The organism is Rhodococcoides fascians NBRC 12155 = LMG 3623 (genome assembly GCF_001894785.1).
GTDB classification, from domain to species: domain Bacteria; phylum Actinomycetota; class Actinomycetes; order Mycobacteriales; family Mycobacteriaceae; genus Rhodococcoides; species Rhodococcoides fascians.
In genome coordinates this window covers 43238-66301 of sequence record NZ_BCWW01000004.1, presented here as the reverse complement: position 1 = coordinate 66301, position 23064 = coordinate 43238, and the positions used below count along the sequence as shown (strand labels likewise).

The window sequence follows — 23064 nt, the reverse complement described above, 5'->3', positions numbered from 1 at the left end:
CGTCCGCCTCGCGGGACGTGGATCCGTCGGTGCTCACCGGGTCAGATTACCGGGACCGAACACGAAAAAGCCCGCACCGACAAGCGGTGCGGGCTTTCTGCGTCTGTGGTCCCGGCTGGGATCGAACCAGCGACCTTCCGCGTGTGAAGCGGACGCTCTTCCACTGAGCCACGGGACCGAACGAGGCAAAACATTAACACGAGGTGTCGCAGTGGATCGAATCGCCTGCTCCGACTCGTCCATGTCGCATTCGACGCCTGTGTCGAGCGCAGACCTCACTCCCCCGGACTCGGTCCGACCCCATCTTTCACACGGTTCACAGCCGCCAGAGACCCGAATTCTGGGGCTGACCACGAGATTTGTGAGTTTCACTCCCGTTGGGTTAATGTTTTCCCCGCACCACGGAGACAGCAACTGCCCAGCAGTGATTGCCTCCGGGGTATGCGGATGTGGCGCAGTGGTAGCGCATCACCTTGCCAAGGTGAGGGTCGCGGGTTCGAATCCCGTCATCCGCTCGAGGGTCTCGACCCATGGTGGAGTGGCCGAGTGGTGAGGCAACGGCCTGCAAAGCCGTGCACACGGGTTCGATTCCCGTCTCCACCTCGCTAGTGCATCGGTTGTGAAGGCCGATGCGAGGACATGCGCGATTAGCTCAGCGGGAGAGCGCTTCCCTGACACGGAAGAGGTCACTGGTTCAATCCCAGTATCGCGCACCACAGTCAGAACAAAGGACCCCCTTTCGAGGGGGTCCTTTTTTGTGGCTTACCCAGTCTCGGTGGTGATTCACGCCATAGAAGTGCACAGTGGAGACGACGCACACACTTCGATGGAAGGACACTCACGTGTCGGACGATGCTCGCAGTGCACCCACGGACGAAACACCCACCGACACGGCCGGCCCCGGTAACGCGACCGACAGCGAAGAGCCTCAGGTCGACGACGCCACACTCGAAGAAGCGAAGAAATCGGTCGAGGGACTCGACGACCGATACCGACCCGGCGCTCGGCCCACTGTGGCTCTCCCCGGAACCAACGGCACCGTCGCGGGTACAGCCTTTGCCGACATGGTCGACGACAACGGTGAGATGGTGGATGCCGACGATCAGGATGCATCCGACAGCTCCGAAACAGACAGCACGGACACCGATCACGCCGGCAGCGACGAAAAGGTAACGTCCTCGACCGATGGCTGAACACGACGTTCCCGACGCCCCCGCCGACATCGAACTCGGCGGGGGCGTCGCGTTTCTTCACACGCCGCCGATCCCGTCGCGCGGAGGGCTCGCTCTCACTCACGGTGCGGGCGGCAACTGCGGGTCGGTGCTCCTACAGAACATTGCGTCGATGTGGGCGGCGGCCGGCTTCACGGTCTTGCGGTTCGACCTCCCGTTCCGAGTCCGCAAGGCCAAGGGTCCTCCGCATCCCTCCCGTTCCGAGGAGGACCGGATGGGGATCGCCGCGGCCGTCGATCGACTGCGTGCGGAAACCGACGGGTTCGTCGTGTTCGGCGGGCATTCGTACGGCGGCAGGCAGGGATCGATGATCGCGTCGGAGCAGCCGGGTCTCGTGGACGGTCTGGTGCTGACGTCCTATCCCCTGCACCCACCGGGAAAGCCCGACAAGCTTCGGACCCACCATCTGCCCGACCTACGTACCCCCACTGTTGTGCTGCACGGCACCAGGGATCCGTTCGCTACCACCGAAGAACTCGGGGCGGCGTTCGCTCTGGTTCCCGCGCCCACACTGCTGATCGACATCGACGGTGCAGGCCACGATCTCGCACCGGCGAAGTACGACGCAGCGCAGCGGACTCTCGATGCTGCTGTCTCACTGTTCGAGTCGCTGCCCGCCGATCCGTCGGGCGTCGTCCCGCTCTTCGACCCGTCACGCTGAAGTGGTGTACTGACGTTATGCCGACCTGGGGATGGTTCATCGTTGCGCTGGTCCTCGTCGATACCGCGGTGCTCGCGGCCTGGTTCCTCGCGCGTCGAAAGCCGGACAGATCGCGTGCCACGTCCCAGAGCCTGAAGCTGGTAGGACTGGACGACGGTGCGCGAGCAGAAATTCACCGATTGTTGGCCGCCGACAAGAAGATTCAGGCCATCAAGGTTTTCCGTGATCGAACCGGTGCCGGATTGCTCGATGCCAAGAACGCAATCGAGACGATGCAACGCGGAGCACCGTTTCCTCCCCCGTCGACCATTCTCGATGCAGCGAGTTCGGGTCCCGTGCGATGGGACGACCTCCTCCCCCGACTGACGGCACTCAAATCGGAAGGCAAAGCGATTGCGGCGATCAAGCTGCTGCGCGATCGAACAGGACTGTCGTTGCGGGACGCGAAGAATGCCGTCGATCAGCTGTGAGCGTTCGTGAGGCGGGCCCGGCGGATGCGCACCGAGTCGCCGATCTGGCCGCACTGACCTTCCCCTTGGCCTGCCCACCGGGAACGCAACCCGGCGATATCGAGACTTTCATCTCGAACGTGTTGTCGGCCAAGCACTTCGAGACGTACATCGCCGACCCGAACAGGACCGTACTGCTCGACGAGTCGGCCGAGGCACAGGTACTCGGATACGCGATGCTGGTGTTCGGCACTCCCACCGACTCCGGCATCCGCTCGGCGCTGTCCCACGAGCCGACGGTAGAGATCAGCAAGCTGTACGTCCGACCCACCGAACACGGCGGCGGAGTCGCAGCGCGCCTGATGACGTCGGCGCTGGACAGTGCTCGTCGGCATGGCTGCCGAGGGGCGTGGCTGGGCGTCAACCAACAGAACGTCCGCGCCCAGAAGTTCTATGCCAAGTACGGATTCGAGACAGTCGGCACCAAGACGTTCGTCGTCGGCGACCGGACGCACGACGACTACGTCATGCAGGTGCAGCTCTGAGCCTGCCTCGACCGAGGCAGGTCAGCCGACGGCAGCGAAACGAGACAGTGCGAGCAGACGGGACGTCGCACGGAGGTACTTCTTCCGGTAACCACCCGCGAGCATCTCCTCGGTGAAGATCTCGTCGAGCTTGCCACCCGAGGCCGTCACCGGAATACCCGCGTCGTACAGGCGGTCGGCGAGGACGACCAGTCGCAACGCAATTGCCTGATCGGAAGCCGGGTGCACGTTCTTCAGGAACACCGCGGGAATACCGTCCAACAATTTGCCGTAGCGCGACGGGTGCAGCGTGCTCAGGTGCGCCAGCAGGTCGTCGAAGTCGTCCAGGGTCGCGCCCTCGATACCGTCGGCACGCTCGACGAGCTCGGCCTCCGACGTCGGCTCCGGGGCCGGCGGCAGATCGCGGTGCCGGTAATCGGGACCGTCGACGCGGACGGACTCGAAGATCGAACCGAGCTTCTTGATCTCCCGCAGGAAGTCCTCGGCCGCGAAGCGGCCTTCGCCGAGCTGGCCGGGCAGGGTGTTCGACGTCGCCACGATGGACACGCCGCGCTGCGAGAGCTCCGACAGCAGTCGCGAGACCAACATCGTGTCGCCCGGATCGTCGAGCTCGAACTCGTCGATGCACAGAACACTGTGGTTCGAGAGCTCTTCGAGAGCCTTGTTGAAGCCCAATGCACCGACGACGTGCGTCAACTCCACGAACGTGCCGAACGCCTTCGGTTCGGGGACGCTGTGATAGATCGAGGCCAGCAAGTGGGTCTTACCGACGCCGAAGCCGCCGTCGAGGTAGAGCCCCGCACCGGTGGCCGGGGTCTTCTTACCGAACAGCCCGCGCTTGCCCTTGCCGCGAATCTTCTGCACCTTGTTCGCGAATTCCTCGGCTTTCGCGACCGCAGCGGCCTGCGTCGGCTCCTTGGGATCGGGAATGTACGAGGAGAAGCTGACGTCGTCGAACATCGCCGGCGGAACCATCTGCGCGATCAGCTGATCGGAGGGGACCACGGGATTTCGGTCGACAAGGCGTGCGGGCATTGATCGAGCGTAACGACGTGGTCTCATGTGACTCATGCAGCTTCTCGATATTGGGACCTACTTCACATCGGAGCAGGCCGCCGCAGCGCTCCCCGCCATCGGAACGGAAGTGGACGACGACGGTCTGCGATCGCTGTATGCCTACCCGACCGATGTGGGCCGACCGTGGATCCGTACCAATTTCGTCTCCAGTATCGACGGGTCCGTCACCTCCGACGGTGCCTCGGCCGGATTGGGCACCCCGGCAGACACCCGGTTGTTCGGCATCCTGCGTGAGCTGTGCGATGCGGTGCTCGTCGGCGCCGGCACCGTGCGCGGAGAGAACTACGGCGGGGTCGCCCTGTCTCCCGATGTCATCTCTCGCCGGCAGGCGAACGGTCAGGAATCGGTGCCGACCATCGTGGTCGTCACCGCCTCCGGCTCCATCGATGCGCGGTCTCGCCTACTGACGGACACAGCGGTGATGCCGGTGGTGCTCACGTCCGCCGCGGCGGACCGCTCTGCGGTAGGCGAACTCCGGACGGCCGGGGCGACGGTGCTCGAGGTGTCCGGCGAATCGGTGTCGACCACCGACATTGTCGAGTCTCTGTCCCAGCTCGGGTTCGGTCGCGTGCTGTGCGAGGGCGGACCAGGACTGTTCGGTCAGCTGGTGTCCGACGGGGCGGCGGACGACGTATGCCTGACGATCTCACCGAAGGTGATCAGTGGGCCTGCCGGCCGCATCGCCCATGCCGCACACGCCGCCGATACGTCCATGCAGCGCGCACTCGTGCTCGGCGACACCGACGGCACGCTGTTGACCCGCTGGGTGCGGCCGTGACGAGAGACGCGGGCGCGGCAGCGAAGCAAAAGTAGATAGCCTCGCACCGTGACGCAGAAACGTTCGTTGCTCGCCGCAGTACTCCTCGTGGCCACGGTCTGCGCGGCCTGTGGAGGCGGCCCGTCGATCCGTCCCGAAGTGGCGGTGGAGCAGCGCTCGCCCGGTCAGCCCGCCGAGTCGTCGCCCGCAACCCCGCCCGAACCGGCTGCACTCGATGTTCCGACCACCGACCTCGATTGGTCCGAGTGCACCTCGGCCACTCTCGGGATGTTCGGGCTCACCGCCACCACGCCGGGCCTGACACTCGAATGCGGTGAGTACGAGGCCGATGTCGACGCCAGCGGTCAGATGTTCGGCACCTTCGCCGTCGGGGCGCTTCGGGCCAAACTCGACCGGACACCCGTCGATGCCGGGCCCCTGGTGTTCACGTCCGGTTCGGATCGTTCGTCCATCGCAACCTTGGCCACGATGGCCGCCGGCCCACTCGCCACGCTGCTCGAGGCACATCCGATCGTTGCCGTGGATCGCCGCGGCATCGGACGCTCGACGGCCGTGGACTGCATCGACGACACACCCCAGGCGCCTACCAAGGCTGCCGTCGATGCCCTGGGACAGTTCTCCAGATCCGACTCGGACTCCGTCGACCGCGCGGTCGACGCCGGACGCGACGCCACCATCGAATGCACCGACACCCTGCAGCCGCAGGAGCTCGCCTTCGGCACCGGGTACGCCGCGGACGATCTCGATCGGCTTCGACAGTTGTGGGGCGTGGACCGGATCGGCCTGATCGGAGCGGGAAACGGTTCTCTCACCGCCATGGCCTACGCCGCGAAGTTTCCCGACAACGTCGCGCGCCTGATCCTCGATTCGCCGACGGGCGTCAACGCCGACCAGGCAACGCTCGCCGAGCAGCGAACTCAGGGCAAGGAAGCGGCGTTCGCTGCCTTCGCACAGCGTTGCGTCGCGCTGAACTGCTCGCTCGGAAGTGACCCGACGGCCGCAGTGGCACAGTTGATCAAGCGCGCCGCCGGCGGCGAGTTCGCACCGCTGTCCACACACGAAGTTCTCGACGCGATCACCTTTGCCCTGGCTTCGACCGCGGGAGACGCGTCGACGCGGGCGAGAGATCTGTCCTCGACGCTTTCCGCTGCCGCCGCCTCCGACACGACTGCGCTCGCAGCGCTCGCCGAACGAGGCCGGGCGGCGTACGGCACCGACGGCCAGTTCGTCGCCCGCTGCACGGACGGGCAGCAGTGGCCTTCTCCGCAGGGCGTCCGCGACCTGGCAACGGGGTGGACCGACCGCTACCCGATCTACGGAACCGACGCTGCCCTGACGGCATTGCTGTGCTCGTCCTGGCCGACGGCTCCCTCCGTCCCACTACCCACCTCGCTGGACGTTCCGGTCCTGGTTCTGTCCAACGCCGGCGACCCGATCGTCGGCAACGGCGGCCTGTCCTCGGTCACCGGCCTGATCGGTGCGACGGGTGCCGCCGTCGCCTCCGCCGCCTGGCAGGGCAGCGGGCATCCGAGCATCGGCGGGTCGCAGTGCCTGCAGAGTGCTGCTGTCACTTACGCGCGAGACACGACGCTTCCGACCGACGGCACCGTCTGTCCGGCCTGACTCGACTCCTCGGAGGGCCGCGAAAGACACGGGCCCCGCGGGGTGTCCTGAACGGGCGCACCGACCGTCTCGGGTACCGTTCGCGGGTGTCACTTAGCTTTCTGGAGCCGCGTACCGGGCGGACCACCGCCGAAGTAATCAAGTACGCGCTCTGGCCGATCGCCATCATGACCGTCGTGCATCGGGTGGTGATCAGGGCGGTCAACGGCGATGTCACCAACGACTTCAACCCGGTGTACAACGCAGCTCTCGCGTTCCTCAACCGGCAGCCGGTGTACACCGCGAACTTCGATTCGGTCGATCCTCATTACCTGTACCAGCCGAGCGCGACGATGCTGCTCTCCCCCATCGCCATCATCGACCCGGAGCGCTCTCGCTGGCTGTTCATCCTTGCCAGCACCGTGGCCATCCTCGTCGCGCTGTACATCCTGCTGCGCATCTTCGGCTTCCGGTTGGACTCGGTGGCTGCACCCGCCCTGCTCCTGGCTGCCTTCGTCAGCGAGACGGTGACGAACACACTGGTGTTCACCAACTTCAACGGTTTCGTACTCCTCGGCGAAGCGGCGTTTCTCGGATTCCTGTTGCAGCGCAAGGATTTGTCCGCCGGTGTCGCGATGGGCTTGACCCTGGCGATCAAGCCGATGCTCGCACCACTGCTGCTGCTCCCCCTGATGACGAGACAGTGGAAGGTGTTCATCACCTCGATCGCCATCCCGGTGGTGATGATGGCCATTGCCTGGCCGTTGTCCGTCGATCCCAAAAATTTCATCGATCGGACGCTGCCGTACCTGCTGCAGACGCGTGACTACTTCAACAGCGCTGTCGTTGGCAACGGCCGTTACTACGGAGTGCCCGAGTTCCTGACCCTCGGCATCCGCGCCGTCCTGGGCATCATGGTGTTGGTCTCGCTGTGGTTGCTCTACCGGTACTGCCGAGAAGATCGACTGTTCTTCTTCGCCACCACCTCCGGCCTGATCCTCACCGCGCACTGGCTGCTGGGCTCACTGGGCCAGATGTACTACTCGATGATGCTGTTCCCCTTGCTCATGACGGTGGTGCTCAGGAACTCGCTACTCCGGAACTGGCCGGCCTGGCTCGCGATCTACGGGTTCATGAACGCCGATCGTTGGTTGTCCGGACGGTGGATCGAAACCGGACGGGCCCTCGACTATCTCCGCACCACCTTCGGTTGGGCGCTGCTGATCGTCGTGATCTTCGGAGTGCTCGTCGGACGCTGGTTCGCCGCGAGAACAGAGGGACGGCTCGACGAGGGAATCGAGCCCAACTACCTATTACCGACCGCGTCACCAGCGAAAACGGCATAACCCGGCAAATCGTATTAGCGTGTCAGCATGAGTTCAGCAACAGACAACAATGCCGCTCCGGCCGTCCAGCTCACCGACGCGCAGTGGCGGGAGAAGCTGACACCCGAGGAGTACGCGGTTCTGCGTCAGGCCGGTACCGAGCGCCCGGGCGTCGGCGAATACACCGACACCACCACCGAAGGCATCTACGAGTGCCGCGCCTGCGGAGCCGAACTGTTCCGCAGCACCGAGAAGTTCGAATCGCATTGCGGATGGCCGTCTTTCTTCGACCCGGCCGACAGCGACGCCGTCATCCTGAAAGAGGACACCACCCTCGGTATGCGCCGCGTCGAGGTCGTCTGCCGCAACTGCCACAGCCACCTCGGCCACGTCTTCGAGGGCGAGGGCTACCCCACCCCGACCGACCAGCGGTACTGCATCAACTCGATTTCTCTGGTGCTCAAGCCTGCATCCTGATCGGTCCGGACATCCCGGGGATCGCCGCGCACTCGGCGAACCTGTGCTGAGGATGCGTCGAAACCGAGCCGCGAACTCCGGAGATTACCTCTGCTTGACCCGATCGTTAGGGTAGCTTTGGGGTTGTGGCCACGTCGATCAAGACCTTCTGGTGGCGCCAGGTGAAAATCACCGGCGTCACACCCAATTTCGGTGACGAATTGACGCCGGGACTGGTCGGAACATTGTTCGGGCAGAAGTGTTCCTGGCGTCGCGCGAAGCGCTGCGACATGATCGGGGCAGGTTCCACCCTGGAAATGGTCCAGCTCATGCAGGCCCGGAAGGGTCTCAAGGTCTGGGGCTCGGGTTTCATGCTCAGTGACGCCGCCCACGAACGAGACTTCAGCTACCCCGATTTCGACTTCTACGCGGTTCGCGGACATCTGTCGCTGGGACGCATCAAGTCCGAGCGCGAGGTCGCGGTCGGGGACCCCGGGCTGCTGGCGAACAGAGTCTATGCACGCTCCCCACGTGTACCCGGCCGGATCGGCCTCGTCTACCACTGGGTGCACAAGAAGGATCCCGTAGTGCGCTCGCTTGCGCGAGACAAGAGCGTCACGTTGATCGACCCGTCCAGAAAGCCGGCCAAGGTCATCGCCGACATCACTGCATGTGACTTCGTGATGTCCACGAGTCTGCACGGGTTGATCGTCGCAGACTCGTACGGCATCCCCAACGCATGGATAAAGCTGCCGCAAGACATAGGCGGCAACGGATACAAATTCGACGATTATTACTCTGCTTTCGACCGAGAAGCTGTCCAGCATTCGTCGGACCTTGCGCGAGATCACGATCGAATCGCGCAGCTACAGCACGAATATCGGCCGGTCCCGAATCTGAAAGAAATTCAGAACAAACTGATCGGAGCCTTTCCTTTCGCTCCGCCCTACACAGCCTGAATTCGACAGGCCGACACTCGAGCCGGTCATCATTCGCTCCCACATGATCGCTTTCGAGCGCCCTATTGCGACGGTGCATACTGTGAGCATGCGCACTTTCACCTCACCAGAGCAGATCAAGGCGGCCGTCGGCGAAGAACTGGGAACCAGCGACTGGCTCCAGATCACCCAGGAACGGGTGAACACCTTTGCCGACGCCACCGGCGACCACCAGTGGATCCACGTCGACGTCGAACGAGCGAAAAAAGAGAGCCCGTTCGGCGCGCCGATCGCCCACGGATTCCTGAGTCTGTCGCTCGTGTCGATGCTGAACTGGCAGATCTACACCATCGAGAACACCAAACTCGGAATCAACTACGGCTCCAACAAAGTTCGCTTCATCAACCCTGTCAAGGTCGGATCCCATGTCCGGTTGCGGACCACCCTCACCTCTGTCGAGGACGCGTCGGGCGGAGCGTTGCAGATCGTGACGACCGCAACGCTCGAGATCGAAGGCGAGGACAAGCCGGCCTTGGTTGCCGAGATCATCTCGCGGGTGGTGTTCTGACCGATCGTGTCACCGGTGGATCGAACGCAGTGATCGGCGGCAGCGGCGCGTCGTAGCGTTCGATCTCCACCAGCACGTGCTGCCCGGTGCACCCTCGCGAGAGCGACGACGACCCGACGTCGGCGGTGAGAACGTTCACGCTGCCGTGCTTGCACATCGAATCGGGATCAGCCGGATCGAGCGGGTCGTACCAGGCCCCGGTCGACAACTGAACTACCGCTTCGAGCATCGCGTCGTCGACGACCACACCGGCCAGGCACGAACCGCGGTCGTTGAACACTCGCACCACATCGCCGTCCGACACTCCCCTGGCCTCCGCCGCACACGGATGCATTCGAATCGGCTCTCGGCCCTGAACCTTCGAATTCCGGCTCACCGCACCGTGATCGAGCTGACTGTGCAGCCTGGTGCGCGGCTGGTTGGCGATCAAGTGCAGAGGAAACTGCTCGGCCCGCGCCCCGCCGAGCCACTCCTGCGGCTCGAACCACATCGGATGCCCTCGGCAGTCGTCGTAATCGAACCCCGCGACCGTCGCCGAGAAGATCTCGATCTTGCCGCTCGGTGTCCGCAGCGCGTTGCCGATCGGGTCCTGGCGAAAATCCTCCAGAAACGTCAACTCGTCCTCGGTCTTCATCCGGAACGAACCCTCACGCGTGAAGTCGTCGAATTCCGGGGTCTGCACGCCGTCGGCCCGCAGATACTCGCGCCACTGCCCGTACATGTGCTCGAGCCATTGCTGTGACGTGCGCCCCTCGGTGAACTGCTGCCCCACACCGAGTTTCATAGCGAGTTCCGCGAAAGTGTCGTAATCGTCGCGCGAATCGGCGAATCGCTCGGCAGCCGGCGCCATGGCCACGAGCAGTGGATCGTTGCGTGTGCAGCTCAGATCCGACCGTTCCAGCGATGTGGTCGACGGGATTACGACGTCTGCGTGCTTGGCCATCGGCGTCCAGTAGGGATCGTGGACGACGACGGTATCGGGCCTGCCGAGTGCCCGGCGCAATCGTCCCAGATCCTGGTGGTGATGAAACGGGTTGCCGCCCGCCCAATAGACCACTTTGATGTCGGGATAGACCAAACGTCGGCCGTCGTAGTCGAATTCGTGCCCTGGGTTGAGCAGCATGTCCGAGACAGCTGCGACCGGGATCAGATCGGCCACCGGATTGATTCCCTGCGGCAGTGTCGGCAACGGATAGGGCACAGGAGCGAGGCCGGGCTCGTTCATCGAGCCGTATCCGTGTCCGAATCCCCCACCGGGCACGCCGATTTCGCCCAACATCGCTGCCAACGTGATGCCCATCCACGGAGCCTGTTCACCGTGCTGCGTACGTTGCAGGGACCACGTGACGGTCACCATCGTGCGTATCGACGCCATGTCCCGTGCCAGCTCTGCGATTACGGACGGCTCGATACCGCAGATCTCCGACGCCCACTGCGGGGTCTTGGGAGTGTCGTCCGAGACACCGAGAAGGTAGCGCTCGAACTCGGGGTAACCCTCGCAGTATTTCTCCAGAAACGCTGTGTCGTGCAGTTTTTCGTCGGCCAGGACGTATGCCAGAGCCAGCATCATCGCCACGTCGGTTCCGGGCCGTGGGGCGATCCACCGCGCCTCGCCCGACATGTCGTTGCGCAATGGACCGACGGTGACGATCTGCCCGCCGCGGGCGCGCATCGCGTCGAGCGAACCGACGGTCGGATGATCCGACGTACCACCGTGATTGATGCCGGTGTTCTTCACCGGAACTCCGCCGAACGCCACCAGCAGTTCGGTGTGTTCGGCGATCACGGACCAGGATGTGGAGCGGGAGAACATCTTCCAGTGCGCGCCGAGCACGTGCGGCATGATGACGCCGGTCGCACCGAGCGAATAGCTGTGCACGGATCGCGTGTAGCCGCCGATGCAGTTCAGGAAGCGGTGTACCTGACTCTGCGCATGATGAAAGCGGCCGGCACTGGCCCAACCGTACGACCCGCCGTAGATGGCGTTGTTGCCGAATGTGTCCACCACGCGGCGCAACTCGCGCGACAACAGGTCGGTGAGCTCGTCCCACGAGACGTCGACGAACTCCTCGCTACCGCGCCTGTCGGTGGGGCCGGGACCGTTCTCGAGCCAGCCCCTGCGTACCGCAGGCGAGGTGACGCGGGATCGATGGGTCACCGAGCCGACGAGGTTGCCCAGCACCGGGGAAGGATTGCTGTCCGTCACCTGAGGATGAATCGCGGTGACGTCACGTCCGTCCGAGTCGGCGCGGAACATCCCCCAGTGGCCCATGTGCTGGACGCCGGTCACTCCGGTCATCGAATCCCGAACGCGCTCAACGCTGCCAGCAGTGCGTCGGGACGCTCGGCCGTCGGCGCCGGATCGACGAGTGCGAAACTGCACCCGATCTCCTGTGCCGCGCCGTCGGCCTCGGCGCTGTCGCCCACCATCAGCGTCCGCGCGGGCTCGACGCCGAGAGCGGCCACCGCATGTCGGAAGATCTCCGGTTGCGGTTTGACGTGCCCGACCTCGAACGAGAGCACGAATTCGTCGACGTACCGGTCCAGGCCCCGGGCAGTGAACGCCGGACGGATGTCGAAGGCAATGTTGCTCAGCACCCCGACGCGAATCGACCGTCCCGCCAATGTCGACAGTGCCGCTTCCGTGTCGGGATAGGGCGTCCAGGAGTCGGCGTCGATGACTCGTCCGTACACCGATTCGGCCTGTGCCTCGGCGGTGATGCCGGACTGCGCCAGAACGTGCAGATACGCCTGCCGATGCAGGGCCGGATCCAGATCGCGATGACGCCATGCGTGCCGAGTGGCGTCGTCGAACTCGACGGTCTCGCCGACCGGAGCGGTCATGCGTCGCATGAGCTCGGCGGCTCCGGCTCCGTCGACCGGAACGCCGTCGGCATCGTGCACACCGTCGAACCACGACGGCTCCTCTTCCAGTCGGAAGAGTGTGCCGGAGAAGTCGAAGAGAACGGCGTCGACGATGGGTGTGTCCGTCCCCGTCACGGTAGTGATTCGACGAGCGCGTCCACCTCGACCCGAGGGCCGGTGAAGAACGGCGTCTCCTCGCGCACGTGTCGGCGTGCCTCGGTGGCCCGGAGATCGCGCATCAGGTCCACGATGCGGTCGAGCTCCGGGGCTTCGAAAGCCAGGATCCACTCGTAGTCACCGAGCGCGAACGAGGGGACGGTGTTGGCGCGCACGTCCTTGTAGTCGCGTGCTGCCTTCCCGTGATCGGCGAGCATCGTCCGACGTTCCTCGTCGGGCAGCAGGTACCAGTCGATCGAGCGGACGAACGGGTACACGCAGATGTACGCGCCCGGATCCTCGCCCGCGATGAACGCAGGCACGTGGCTCTTGTTGAACTCGGCGGGGCGGTGCAGAGCAGTGTTGCTCCATACCGGCGTGCTCGCCTTGCCCAGCGCGGTGGTGCGCCGGAAGTCGGAGTACGTCGCCTGCAGGTCCTCGACGCGTTCGGCGTGCGTCCACACCATGAAGTCGGCATCGGCCCGCATGCCGGCGATGTCGTAGACCCCGCGCACGACGACACCCTTGTCCTCACGGCCCTCGAAGAATGCCCGGGCTTCCTTCGCAGCGGCCGCGCGGTCGTCGCCCAGAACCCCGGGTGTGACCTTGTAGACCGAGAACATCAAGTACCGAAGAGTCGAATTGAGCGCTGAGTAATCGAGGCGTGCCATGGCCCCTATCGTGCCACCTCGACCAGACGGGCGGCAGCGGTGGTGGCGGACGCAATACAGGCCGGTACCCCGACGCCGCGCTGCCACGCTCCGGTCACGGCGAGCCCGGCGAGTTCGGACACTCCGGATTCGATGGCGGCGACGCGGTCGAGGTGTCCGGGAGCGTACTGCGGCAATCCGCCCGGCCACCGCTGGACGGTCACTGCCAGCGGCCTGGTGTCGATACCCGCGACCGTGGCCAGGTCGGCGAGCGCAACGTCGATCGTGTCCTCGTCGGATCGCTGCGCGGCAGTGTCGTCGCCGAAACGCCCGAGCGAGGCTCGCAGCAGTACCGCGTCACGCTGGGCCAGGTGCGGCCACTTTCGACTGGACAGCGTGAACGCCTTCACGTCCAGCCCCGCGTCCGTCGCCACCAGAATTCCCGAATTCTGCGGCAGCTCGGTCGACGTCGGAAACGCCATGGCCACGACCGTCGACGACGCGAGTTCGATCTCACGGGCCGCGCGCGACGCGTCCGGTGCGAGGTCTGCGATGAGATCGGCCAGTATCGGTGCCGGTACCGCCAGCACGACCCCGTCGACCACACCTACCCGATCGACGAACCAGCCGCCCGACTCACGGCGGATCTCGCCGACGCTCGTCTCGCGCAGAACGCGAGCGTCGGTGACTGTAGCCAAGGCGTCGAGCAGCACCGCGTAGCCGTCCCGGAGTCCACCGAACACCGGCCCCGGGGACGGAGTCGGGAGTGCCTTCAGCACAGCCTCGGTCAGGTTCGCCGCGCCGTTGTCCAACGCAGCGGCCAGCGTCGGCAGCGCAGCACGGACACCGATGGAGCTCGCCGAACCGGAGTAGACCCCGCCGAGCAGTGGATCGACCGAACGGCTCACCACCTGGTTCCCGAAACGTGTGCCCACGAGATCGGCCACGCTGGCATCGGAGCCCCGGACCCATCGAAACGGCCGCTCGGTCTCGGTGTCGATGATGTGCAGCTCGGACGGATCGACCAGCTCTCGGACGGACTCCGCCGACGACGGGATACCCATCAGGGTGCCCACCGGAAGTGGATGAGTGCGTCCACCGGAGAAGACGAGCGGTCGCACCGTCGACGGGTGCACCAGCTGTTCGGTAAGCCCCAGTTCCGCAAGCAGGGCGGGCACCTCCGGACGGCGCCCGATGAACGCCTCGGCACCGACATCGAGCGACTGATCGCCGACGGAGGTGGTGCGCAGGGTGCCGCCCACCCGGGACGATGCCTCGACCACGGTGATCTCAGCGTCGGGCCCGCACGCCTGCCGCAGGCGATACGCCGCGACGAGGCCGGAAATTCCGCCGCCCACGACGGCGTAACGCCGGACGGTCACAACGAATGCACCAACGAGACGACCCGAGTCAGGATGTCGGGATCGGTATCGGGAAGCACGCCGTGGCCGAGATTGAACACGTGGCCGCGGGCACCGGCCGCAATCGCACGATCCGCCTCGGCAGCAATGCGTCGGACCTCGGCCTCGACTGCGTCCCAGCCCGCGAACAGCACTGCGGGATCGAGATTGCCTTGCAGAGCCTTGCCGTGGCCCACCCGGTGCACCGCGTCGTCGAGCGGAATCCGCCAGTCGACCCCGACCACGTCGGCACCGGCCTCGCCCATGGCACCGAGCAGTTCTCCGGTGCCGACCCCGAAGTGGATCTTCGGGACGCCGGCCGAGGACACGGCGTCGAACACTCGTGTCGAGTGCGGCAATACGTACTCGCGGTAATCGGCGAGCGAGAGTGCACCCGCCCAGGAGTCGAACACCTGAACGGCGTCGACGCCCGCAGCCAGCTGGGCCTGCAGAAAGGTGATCGTGGTGGAGGCCAATGCGTCGAGCAAGGCGTGCCACGTGGCCGGGTCGGACCGCATCAGAGCTTTGGTCTTCTCGTGATTGCGGCTCGGACCACCCTCGACCAGGTACGACGCAAGGGTGAAGGGTGCGCCGGCAAATCCGATCAGCGGGGTGGTTCCCAGCTCACGAGTGAGAATGCGGACGGCGTCGGCCACCGGCCGCACCTGGTCGGAGGTGAGGACGGGCAGAGCCGCGACGTCCGCAGCCGAACGCACCGGATGCGCAACCACCGGTCCGGTACCGGCGACGATGTCGAGATCGATGCCCGCGGCTTTGAGCGGAACCACGATGTCGGAGAAGAGGATCGCTGCGTCGACGTCGTGACGACGTACGGGCTGCAGGGTGATCTCGGCGACCAGATCGGGCCGGAAGCACGAGTCCAACATCCCGATGCCTGCACGGATCTTGCGGTATTCCGGGAGGGACCTGCCGGCCTGACGCATGAACCACACCGGCCGCCTCGACGTCGGTCGGCCGTCGATCGCGGCCAGAAACGGTGCCTCCGGAAGTTCTCGTCGGGCGGGGGCTGCGGTGTGCGATTCGGCGTTCATCACCGTCCATGCTGCCACGTGCGACAACCGCCGCTACCCTCGAGGGCGAGACACTCATCGCAGTTCAGGACACTCGGATCGTTCGACGGACGCTCGGCGCAGTTCGATCACGGCTCGGCGCGCCTCCATCGCAGGACAACGTGACGCGTCTAACGTCCGGTGACGTGACCGAGCACCGATCTGACGCCGAACCTGCGCCTTTCCGCGCCGCCATCGACGCGATGCATCGGGCGCAGGTACACCCGGCGATCGAAATCGGTCCGATTCGGCCGCCGCAGAGACTCGCTCCCTACAGCTATGCGATCGGTGCCGAGGTCAAGCACGCCGACTCCGAGCAGATCGACGAACAGAGCGACGGCGACGCGTTCGGCCGTCTGATCCTGTTGTACGACCCCGACGGTGCCGAGGCCTGGAACGGCACTCACCGCCTGGTCGCGTACATCCAGGCCGACGTGGACGAGTCCCTCGCCGACGATCCACTGCTCCCCGAGGTCGGCTGGAGTTGGCTGGTCGATGCCCTCGAATCGCGATCGGAACCGTTGAACGCGCTCGGCGGCACGGTCACCTCGACCAGCTCGGTTCGGTACGGCGACATCGCCGGCCCGCCGAAGGCTCACCAACTCGAACTTCGCGCGTCCTGGACGGCGACCTCGGAGGATCTCTCGACCCACGTCGAGGCGTTCTGCGAGGTGCTCGCCTACGCCGCGGGCCTGCCGCCCGCGGGCATCACCACCCTCGGGCAGCGCAGTTCCAGTCGGACATAGCAGTTCCAGTCGTACATAGTTGCCGGTCCGTTGGGCCCCAGGGCCTAGAGTCACATCTCATGTCAGCCGAGAGTTCCCCGGACGCCGCGTCGGATGTAGAAGCGAACGAGCCTGTCGCCGTTCCGTTGTTGGCCCCCGCTGACGGGGTTCCCGACGTCGTCGACACCGCCGATGCCGTTCGCGCAGCCGCAGAGGCACTTGCCGCAGGCCACGGGCCCCTCGCTGTCGACGCCGAGCGCGCGTCCGGCTTCCGCTACTCCCAACGTGCGTACCTCGTGCAGTTCCGCCGCCGCGGCGCAGGCACCGTGTTGCTCGACCCCATTCCCGTCACCGGCGACCTCGCACCCCTGGCCGAGGTCATCAACCCGCTCGAATGGGTATTGCACTCCGCGGACCAGGACCTGCCCGGTCTCGCCGAACTGGGGCTCGTCCCCGCCACGCTGTACGACACCGAACTCGCCGGCCGCCTGGCCGGATTCGACCGCGTCGGCCTCGGTGCGATAGTCGAGCGAACCCTCGGCCTGGCCCTGCAGAAGGGGCACGGCGCGGCCGACTGGTCTACCCGACCCCTCCCCGACACCTGGCTCAACTACGCCGCCCTCGACGTCGAAGTTCTGCTCGAGCTGCGAGACGCGATGGCCACCGAACTCGAGGCACAGGGCAAAACCGAGTGGGCAGCACAGGAGTTCGCCCACATCCTCGCCCTGGGCCCGCCCAAACCGAAAACCGACAGATGGCGTCGGACATCGGGAATCCATGCGATCAAGTCACCACGAACGTTGGCTGCCGTCCGCGAATTGTGGACCACGCGAGACGAATTGGCGGCCAAGCGTGATGTGGCACCGAGCCGGGTGTTGCCCGACTCGGCGATCGTCGCCGCGGCGACGGCCGATCCGAAGTCCTCACGCGAACTCGAACAGCTACCCGTCTTCGGCGGCCCCCGTCAGCGTCGGTCCTCTCGGTTGTGGGCCTCGGCCCTGACCCGAGCACGGGCGCTGCCCACCGCGGAATTGCCGTCGATGGCGGCATCGTTCGACGGGCCGCCACCGGTCAACCGATGGGCCCGCCGCGATCCGGACGCAGCGGCCCGACTCGCCGATGTGCGAGCGGCGATGACCGAGCTGAGCGAATCGGTGTCGGTACCGGTCGAGAACCTACTCATGCCGGATCTACTTCGGCGACTCGTGTGGGATTGGCAGACTCCCGACGACGACGGCGTCGACCCAGGCGAGATGATCGACGCTCGGTTGACCGAGGGTGGGGCTCGGCCGTGGCAACGCTCGCTGGTGGTGCCGGTTCTGACGAAGGCACTGCACCCTTCCCAAGTTACCGACGGGTAATACCCGCTACAGTGGGTGGCGCGTCCGGGCACCCGGACGAGTCGTCCGCATCTGTCGGGAGGATCGAAAAGCGTGTCTGTACCCCCGTCCACCAGCTCACAGAGGAATGTTGTCTTCGTCGACGGCATCCGCACCCCGTTCGGCAAGGCAGGCCCCAAGGGCATGTACGCCGACACTCGCGCAGACGACCTCGTCGTCAAAGCGATACGCGAGCTTCTCCGCAAGAACCCCAACCTTCCTCCCGAGCGCATCGACGAGGTCGCGATCGCCGCGACCACACAGACCGGCGATCAGGGCCTGACAATCGGCCGGACCTCCGCGCTGCTGGCCGGGCTCCCCCGCAGCGTCCCGGGATTTGCGATCGACCGCATGTGCGCGGGTGCGATGACCTCGGTGACGACCACCGGATCGGGCATCGGCTTCGGCCAGTACGACGTCGTCATCGCCGGTGGCGTCGAGCACATGGGCCGCCACCCGATGGGTGAAGGCGTCGACCCCAACCCGCGCTTCCTCGCCGACAAGCTCGTCGATCCCAGCGCACTGGTGATGGGTAACACCGCCGAGAATCTGCACGACCGGTTCCCGAGCATCACCAAAGACCGCACCGACGCCTACGCCGTCGCGAGCCAGAACAAGTACGACGCCGCCAAGAAGGCCGGCTTCATCGCCGACACCCTCGTGCCCGTCGCCACCAAGTCCGCCGCAGGGTGGGGCCTGGCCACCGAGGACGAGCCGCCTCGCCCCGGCACCACCGTCGACGATCTCGCCAAGCTCAAGACACCGTTCCGGCCCGCGGGTCGCGTCACCGCAGGCAATGCCGCCGGCCTGAACGACGGCGCCACCGCGGCGATCCTCGCCGGTGAGGACACCGCGCACGAGCTCGGCCTGAACATCGGGATGCGGATGGTCGGCTTCAGCTTCGCCGGCGTCGATCCCGCCGTCATGGGCATCGGCCCGGTTCCCGCAACCGAAAAGTTGCTGGGCCGAACCGGATTGAGCATCGACGACATCGGCCTGTTCGAGATCAACGAGGCCTTCGCCATCCAGGTTCTCGCCTTCCTCGAGCACTACGGCATCGCCGACGACGACCCCCGCGTCAACCAGTGGGGCGGTGCCATCGCGTGTGGCCACCCCCTCGCTTCCTCGGGCGTCCGCCTGATGACGCAGCTCAGCCGTCAGTTCGCCCAGCAACCCGACGTCCGCTACGGCCTGACGACCATGTGCATCGGTCTCGGCATGGGCGGCACCGTCATCTGGGAGAACCCCAACCACGCTGACTACTCAGGAGCCAAGGCATGAGTGACTTCACGACGGCGTTCGAGGACGAGGTAGTCACGAACGCGTTCACCAAGATCGTGTCCGTACCGGGGCTCGACGGCTCCATCGCACTGGTGACCCTGGACAACGGCTTCGATCACACCAAGCCGTCGACCTTCGGTCCCGGCGGACTCGCCAAGTTCGACGCCGCACTGGACGAAGCGTTCGCAGCGAACCCGGTGGCCATCGCCGTCACCGGCAAGCCGTTCATCTTCGCCGTCGGTGCCGACCTCAACGGTGTGCCGAACATCAAGACCAAGGACGAGGCGCTGCAAATCGGGCAGCTCGGCCACAAGGTGTTCCGTCGCCTGCGCGAAAGCACGATTCCGACGTTTGCCTTCATCAACGGTGCCGCACTCGGCGGTGGACTCGAAGTAGGACTGCACTCGCACTACCGGACCGTCGCGGAGAACGCCGCCGCGCTCGGCCTACCCGAGGCCTTCCTCGGCCTGGTACCGGGATGGGGCGGAACTCAGTTGCTGCCCAACATCATCGGGGCCTCGAACGCGGTCACCGTCGTCATCGAGAACGCGCTGAACCAGAACCGCGTCCTCAAGCCGCAGCAGGCACTCGACCTCGGGATCGCCGATGCCCTCTTCGGCGGAGCCGACTTCCTCGAGCAGTCCCTCGCGTGGGCCGCTCAGGTCATCAATGGCGAGGTCGTCCCCCACCGTCCCGAGATCGACCGCGGGCAGGCCTGGGACGACGCCATCGCCCGTGCCCGGGGCATCGTGGCCGGCAAGACCGGCAATTTCGCACCGGGACCGGTCGCTGCCGTCGACCTGCTCGAGCTGGCCAAGAACACCGACATCACCGATTCCGCGTCTCTCGACAAGGCCTTCGCGGCCGAGGACGACGCGCTGTCGACGCTGTTGGTCAAGGACGAGTTGCGTGCCGGTTTGTACGCCTTCGACTTGGTTCAGAAGCGCGCGAAGCGTCCCGCCGGTGCGCCCGACAAGTCGCTCGCGCGCAAGATCTCCGGTGTCGGCATCGTCGGTGCTGGTCTGATGGCCAGCCAGCTCGCGTTGCTGTTCGTGCGCCAGCTGAAGGTGCCGGTGATTCTCACCGATATCGATCAGGAGCGCATCGACAAGGGCGTCGGCTACGTTCACAGCGAGATCGACAAGCTGCTCGGCAAGAAGCGCCTGTCCCCCGACGCCGCGAATCGGTTGAAGGCGTTGGTGTCCGGATCGATCGACAAGTCCGCATTCGCGAACACCGACTTCGTCATCGAGGCCGTGTTCGAGAACCTGGACGTCAAGAAGAAGGTGTTCGCCGAGGTCGAAGAATTCGTCTCTGCCGAAACGATTCTCGCGACCAACACCTCGTCGTTGTCGATCACGAAGATGGCGGCCGACCTGAAGCACCCAGAGCGCGTGGTGGGCTTCCACTTCTTCAACCCGGTCGCGGTGCTTCCGCTGCTCGAGGTCGTCAAGGGCGAGAAGACCGACGATGCCACTCTCGCAACAGCATTCGCGACCGCGAAAACTCTGAAGAAGTCTGCCGTGCTGTCGGCGGATCTCCCCGGATTCGTCTTCAACCGGCTGGTCACTCGTGCGTCCAACGAGATCATCAGCGCGATCGACGAGGGCACCCCGTTCGATGTGGCCGACGGCGCAGTGGGCGAACTCGGCATGCCGATGAGCCCGCTGACGTTGCTGGCGCTCGTCGGACCGGCCGTCGCTCTGCACACCGCGGAAACGCTGGCCGAGGCGTACCCGGAGCGATTCAAGGACTCCGCCGGATTCCGTGCGCTCGTCGAGGCGAAGAAGCCGGGCGTGTGGACCTACGGACCCGAGGGCCAGGTCGTCGACCCCGAGGTGGCCGCACTGTGGCCGCAGGGTGATTCACCGTCGACGGCCGAACAGGTTCTCGAGCGAACCCGCAACGCCTTCGCCGACGAGATCAAGATCATGCTCGACGAAGGGGTCGTTGCCGCGGCCCAGGACATCGATCTCTGCCTGCTGCTGGGCGGCGGCTTCGGATTCTGGAACGGCGGTATCACTCCGTACCTGGATCGCAGCGGAGCGTCCGAGGCCGCGACCGGTCAGCGCTTCCTCGCGCCCGGTGTAGCCAGCGTCTAGCTCTACCCGCCGAGTTCGGGGTTATGGACGGATTTCTCCGGATTTTCGTCCACAACCTCGAACTCGGTTTTTTCGTGTCGGGATAAGGTCTGACCCGATGAACAGCGAACGCAGTCGGTTGATCGGCATCGCCTATCGAATGCTGGGTTCCTACAGCGACGCCGAGGACGCAGCATCGGAAGCGCTGCTCCGCTGGTACCGACTCACAGACGCCGAACGTGACGCCATCGACGTCCCCCGTGCGTGGCTCACCCGCGTCGTCGGCCGCATCTGTCTGGACCTGCTCGGATCCGCCCGCGTACGCCGGGAACACTATGTGGGGCAATGGCTTCCCGAACCCGTCCGAGCCCTTGCGACCGGCAACGACGGCACATCGGACCCGGCCGACCGTGTCGCCCTCCACGAGTCCGTCGGCCTGGCGTTGCTCGTCGTTCTGGATTCACTGAGCCCCGCAGAACGTGTCGCGTTCGTGCTGCACGATGCATTCGCGGTTCCATTCGACGACATCGCGAACGTTCTCGGTCGGACCCCCGCCGCCTGCCGCCAACTGGCCTCGGACGCCCGGCGACGGGTTCACGACGATCGCCGCGGCCCCAGCGCTCCCGACACCCACGACCGCGTCGTCCGCGCTTTCGTGGCTGCCGCCGCCGGCGGAGATCTCGATGCGCTCGTCGCACTGCTCGCCCCCGACATCACCCTGGTCAGTGACGGCGGCGGACGGGTGTCGGCGGCCCGCAACCCGGTTCGCGGGGCCGATCGAGTCGCCCGCTTCGTTCGGGGTATCACCGTCAAGTCCACCGACCTCGACCGGTCGATCGAATCGGTCAACGGCCTGACCGGGATAGTCCTTCGCCGACACGGTGTGGTCACCGGTGTGATCGGTTTCCGCACCGATTCCGCCGTGGTCACCGACGTGTGGATCGTGCTGAACCCGGAGAAACTTCGACACTGGTCGTGACGGCCATACATTCTCGTGGGCTACGTCGTCAGTGCAGGTGAGGCCCGAACTTCTCGAGCCGATCGACTCCGAACAGGACAGGTGGACACACGATGAAGATCGCCGTAGCCGGTGGAACAGGTACCGTCGGAACGCATGTCGTCGACGTGGCGCGTGAGCGTGGGCACGAGGTCGTCGTGCTGTCGCGGTCGGCCGGTGTCGACCTCGTCGACGGGACCCGCCTGTCCGACGCTCTGGCCGGCGTCGACGCTGTCGTCGATGTCGCGTCGACACAAACGGTCTCGGCGAAGGAATCGACGGCGTTCTTCTCCGCCGTCACCCGCAACTTGCTGGCGGCCGAGATCGAGGCCGGAGTCGGCCACCATGTGGCGCTGTCCATCGTGGGGATAGACAAGGCTCCGCACTCGTACTACGCCGGAAAAGCCGAGCAGGAGAACATGATTCGGTCCGGGTCGGTGCCGTGGACGATCCTGCGAGCCACTCAGTTCCACGAATTCGCCGCTCAGATCCGTGCACGCGCGTCGTTCGGTCCGGTGAGCATCGTCCCGAAGATGGTCTCGCAACCGATCGCCGCCCGCGAGGTCGCCGATCGATTGATCGATCTGGCCGAGCACTCCCCCGCGGGCCGCGTTGCCGACCTCGGCGGGCCGAGACACGAACGGATGGCCGAGATGGTGCGGCGCTATGCACGTGCCATCGGTGCCCGTGGCGTGGTGCTCGAAGTTCCCGTCCCGGGGGCGTACGGCCGGGCGATGCGCGACGGAACGTTGGTCACCACGACCGGTTCGGATCACGGTTTCCAGACCTTCGATCAGTGGTCGGCCACCAAGGCGCGATAGCCACCTGC

At 65.5% G+C, this 23064-nt stretch carries 22 protein-coding genes and 4 tRNA genes; 19 read left to right on the top strand and 7 right to left on the bottom strand.

Annotation, left to right across the window (positions count from 1 at the left end):
* Positions 1-106 precede the first annotated feature (106 nt).
* Positions 107-178, bottom strand: a tRNA-Val gene (locus RFA01S_RS11615).
* A 265-nt stretch (positions 179-443) separates the two neighbouring features.
* Between RFA01S_RS11615 and RFA01S_RS11610 the strand changes: the two genes are divergently transcribed.
* The 7 genes from RFA01S_RS11610 to RFA01S_RS11580 all read left to right on the top strand — a co-directional run bounded on the left by RFA01S_RS11610 (position 444) and on the right by RFA01S_RS11580 (position 2887).
* A tRNA-Gly gene (locus RFA01S_RS11610) sits at positions 444-515 on the top strand.
* Positions 516-532: 17 nt separating this feature from the next.
* Positions 533-603 (top strand) — tRNA-Cys (locus tag RFA01S_RS11605).
* 38 nt (positions 604-641) lie between these two features.
* Positions 642-716, top strand: a tRNA-Val gene (locus RFA01S_RS11600).
* A gap of 126 nt (positions 717-842) precedes the next feature.
* Positions 843-1193, top strand: coding sequence for a hypothetical protein (locus RFA01S_RS11595; protein WP_032370466.1), 351 nt, complete (start codon positions 843-845; stop codon positions 1191-1193).
* Complete coding sequence (locus tag RFA01S_RS11590; RefSeq protein WP_032408297.1) at positions 1186-1893, top strand: alpha/beta hydrolase family protein; 708 nt, start codon at positions 1186-1188, stop codon at positions 1891-1893. Before RFA01S_RS11595 ends, RFA01S_RS11590 begins: the two co-directional genes overlap by 8 nt.
* A 17-nt stretch (positions 1894-1910) precedes the next feature.
* Positions 1911-2363 (top strand): hypothetical protein, encoded by a 453-nt coding sequence (locus RFA01S_RS28170; protein WP_027496931.1) that lies wholly within the window; start codon positions 1911-1913, stop codon positions 2361-2363.
* Complete coding sequence (locus tag RFA01S_RS11580; protein WP_032370463.1) at positions 2360-2887, top strand: GNAT family N-acetyltransferase; 528 nt, start codon at positions 2360-2362, stop codon at positions 2885-2887. Before RFA01S_RS28170 ends, RFA01S_RS11580 begins: the two co-directional genes overlap by 4 nt.
* A gap of 21 nt (positions 2888-2908) precedes the next feature.
* Here the strand turns inward: RFA01S_RS11580 and zapE are convergent, their stop codons facing one another.
* Positions 2909-3922: a cell division protein ZapE gene (gene zapE, locus RFA01S_RS11575; protein WP_032365070.1), complete on the bottom strand. Its 1014-nt coding sequence runs from the start codon at positions 3920-3922 to the stop codon at positions 2909-2911.
* 34 nt (positions 3923-3956) lie between these two features.
* Here zapE and RFA01S_RS11570 point away from each other — a divergent pair, with 34 nt between their 5' ends.
* From RFA01S_RS11570 to RFA01S_RS11545, 6 genes are all read left to right on the top strand, one after another.
* Complete coding sequence (locus RFA01S_RS11570) at positions 3957-4742, top strand: pyrimidine reductase family protein (RefSeq protein ID WP_032370461.1); 786 nt, start codon at positions 3957-3959, stop codon at positions 4740-4742.
* A gap of 48 nt (positions 4743-4790) precedes the next feature.
* The gene (locus tag RFA01S_RS11565; protein ID WP_032370460.1) at positions 4791-6365 is read left to right on the top strand and encodes an alpha/beta fold hydrolase; all 1575 of its coding nucleotides are present in this window, start codon (positions 4791-4793) and stop codon (positions 6363-6365) included.
* Positions 6366-6412: 47 nt separating this feature from the next.
* Entirely contained in the window at positions 6413-7690 is a 1278-nt protein-coding gene (locus RFA01S_RS11560) for a glycosyltransferase family 87 protein (RefSeq protein WP_371829100.1), read from the top strand.
* Between the two features lie 27 nt (positions 7691-7717).
* Positions 7718-8146: a peptide-methionine (R)-S-oxide reductase MsrB gene (gene msrB, locus RFA01S_RS11555; protein ID WP_027496925.1), complete on the top strand. Its 429-nt coding sequence runs from the start codon at positions 7718-7720 to the stop codon at positions 8144-8146.
* Between the two features lie 125 nt (positions 8147-8271).
* Positions 8272-9084, top strand: coding sequence for a polysaccharide pyruvyl transferase family protein (locus RFA01S_RS11550; protein WP_032408299.1), 813 nt, complete (start codon positions 8272-8274; stop codon positions 9082-9084).
* Positions 9085-9172: 88 nt separating this feature from the next.
* Complete coding sequence (locus tag RFA01S_RS11545; protein WP_027496923.1) at positions 9173-9631, top strand: MaoC family dehydratase; 459 nt, start codon at positions 9173-9175, stop codon at positions 9629-9631.
* Here the strand turns inward: RFA01S_RS11545 and RFA01S_RS11540 are convergent.
* The 5 genes from RFA01S_RS11540 to hemE are packed head-to-tail and all read right to left on the bottom strand — an operon-like array spanning position 9609 to position 15754.
* Positions 9609-11930, bottom strand: a complete 2322-nt coding sequence (locus tag RFA01S_RS11540) for a molybdopterin-dependent oxidoreductase (RefSeq protein WP_238325182.1) — start codon at positions 11928-11930, stop codon at positions 9609-9611. The two genes, RFA01S_RS11545 and RFA01S_RS11540, sit on opposite strands and share 23 nt — an antisense overlap.
* The gene (locus RFA01S_RS11535; protein WP_235580079.1) at positions 11927-12631 is read right to left on the bottom strand and encodes an HAD family hydrolase; all 705 of its coding nucleotides are present in this window, start codon (positions 12629-12631) and stop codon (positions 11927-11929) included. The genes RFA01S_RS11540 and RFA01S_RS11535 overlap by 4 nt, the downstream gene beginning before the upstream one ends.
* Positions 12628-13323 carry a hydrogen peroxide-dependent heme synthase gene (gene hemQ / locus RFA01S_RS11530; protein WP_032408300.1) on the bottom strand — a complete coding sequence of 232 codons (696 nt, stop codon included), beginning with the start codon at positions 13321-13323 and terminating at the stop codon, positions 12628-12630. Before hemQ ends, RFA01S_RS11535 begins: the two co-directional genes overlap by 4 nt.
* 5 nt (positions 13324-13328) lie before the next feature.
* Positions 13329-14684: a protoporphyrinogen oxidase gene (locus RFA01S_RS11525; RefSeq protein WP_032408301.1), complete on the bottom strand. Its 1356-nt coding sequence runs from the start codon at positions 14682-14684 to the stop codon at positions 13329-13331.
* Positions 14681-15754 (bottom strand): uroporphyrinogen decarboxylase, encoded by a 1074-nt coding sequence (gene hemE, locus RFA01S_RS11520; RefSeq protein WP_032408302.1) that lies wholly within the window; start codon positions 15752-15754, stop codon positions 14681-14683. The genes RFA01S_RS11525 and hemE overlap by 4 nt, the downstream gene beginning before the upstream one ends.
* A gap of 221 nt (positions 15755-15975) precedes the next feature.
* Here hemE and RFA01S_RS11515 point away from each other — a divergent pair, with 221 nt between their 5' ends.
* The 6 genes from RFA01S_RS11515 to RFA01S_RS11490 all read left to right on the top strand — a co-directional run bounded on the left by RFA01S_RS11515 (position 15976) and on the right by RFA01S_RS11490 (position 23056).
* Positions 15976-16518 carry a DUF3000 domain-containing protein gene (locus RFA01S_RS11515; RefSeq protein WP_239536507.1) on the top strand — a complete coding sequence of 181 codons (543 nt, stop codon included), beginning with the start codon at positions 15976-15978 and terminating at the stop codon, positions 16516-16518.
* Between the two features lie 59 nt (positions 16519-16577).
* The gene (locus tag RFA01S_RS11510) at positions 16578-17858 is read left to right on the top strand and encodes an HRDC domain-containing protein (RefSeq protein ID WP_032408303.1); all 1281 of its coding nucleotides are present in this window, start codon (positions 16578-16580) and stop codon (positions 17856-17858) included.
* A gap of 72 nt (positions 17859-17930) precedes the next feature.
* The gene (locus tag RFA01S_RS11505; RefSeq protein ID WP_032408304.1) at positions 17931-19157 is read left to right on the top strand and encodes a thiolase family protein; all 1227 of its coding nucleotides are present in this window, start codon (positions 17931-17933) and stop codon (positions 19155-19157) included.
* The gene (locus RFA01S_RS11500) at positions 19154-21259 is read left to right on the top strand and encodes a 3-hydroxyacyl-CoA dehydrogenase NAD-binding domain-containing protein (protein ID WP_032408305.1); all 2106 of its coding nucleotides are present in this window, start codon (positions 19154-19156) and stop codon (positions 21257-21259) included. The genes RFA01S_RS11505 and RFA01S_RS11500 overlap by 4 nt, the downstream gene beginning before the upstream one ends.
* A gap of 97 nt (positions 21260-21356) precedes the next feature.
* Positions 21357-22217, top strand: coding sequence for an RNA polymerase sigma factor SigJ (gene sigJ / locus RFA01S_RS11495; RefSeq protein WP_032408306.1), 861 nt, complete (start codon positions 21357-21359; stop codon positions 22215-22217).
* A gap of 92 nt (positions 22218-22309) precedes the next feature.
* On the top strand, positions 22310-23056 hold the full coding sequence (locus tag RFA01S_RS11490) for an SDR family oxidoreductase (RefSeq protein ID WP_032408307.1): 747 nt from the start codon (positions 22310-22312) through the stop codon (positions 23054-23056).
* The last annotated feature ends 8 nt before the right edge of the window (positions 23057-23064 follow it).

Coding starts and splice junctions, on each gene's coding strand:
- RFA01S_RS11540 (WP_238325182.1), bottom strand. CDS start 11,930: ATGACCGGAGTGACCGGCGTCCAGCACATGGGCCACTGGGGGATGTTC.
- RFA01S_RS11590 (WP_032408297.1), top strand. CDS start 1,186: ATGGCTGAACACGACGTTCCCGACGCCCCCGCCGACATCGAACTCGGC.
- sigJ (WP_032408306.1), top strand. CDS start 21,357: ATGAACAGCGAACGCAGTCGGTTGATCGGCATCGCCTATCGAATGCTG.
- msrB (WP_027496925.1), top strand. CDS start 7,718: ATGAGTTCAGCAACAGACAACAATGCCGCTCCGGCCGTCCAGCTCACC.
- RFA01S_RS11500 (WP_032408305.1), top strand. CDS start 19,154: ATGAGTGACTTCACGACGGCGTTCGAGGACGAGGTAGTCACGAACGCG.
- RFA01S_RS11510 (WP_032408303.1), top strand. CDS start 16,578: ATGTCAGCCGAGAGTTCCCCGGACGCCGCGTCGGATGTAGAAGCGAAC.
- RFA01S_RS11515 (WP_239536507.1), top strand. CDS start 15,976: ATGCATCGGGCGCAGGTACACCCGGCGATCGAAATCGGTCCGATTCGG.
- RFA01S_RS11490 (WP_032408307.1), top strand. CDS start 22,310: ATGAAGATCGCCGTAGCCGGTGGAACAGGTACCGTCGGAACGCATGTC.
- RFA01S_RS11570 (WP_032370461.1), top strand. CDS start 3,957: ATGCAGCTTCTCGATATTGGGACCTACTTCACATCGGAGCAGGCCGCC.
- hemE (WP_032408302.1), bottom strand. CDS start 15,754: ATGAACGCCGAATCGCACACCGCAGCCCCCGCCCGACGAGAACTTCCG.
- zapE (WP_032365070.1), bottom strand. CDS start 3,922: ATGCCCGCACGCCTTGTCGACCGAAATCCCGTGGTCCCCTCCGATCAG.
- RFA01S_RS28170 (WP_027496931.1), top strand. CDS start 1,911: ATGCCGACCTGGGGATGGTTCATCGTTGCGCTGGTCCTCGTCGATACC.
- hemQ (WP_032408300.1), bottom strand. CDS start 13,323: ATGGCACGCCTCGATTACTCAGCGCTCAATTCGACTCTTCGGTACTTG.
- RFA01S_RS11545 (WP_027496923.1), top strand. CDS start 9,173: ATGCGCACTTTCACCTCACCAGAGCAGATCAAGGCGGCCGTCGGCGAA.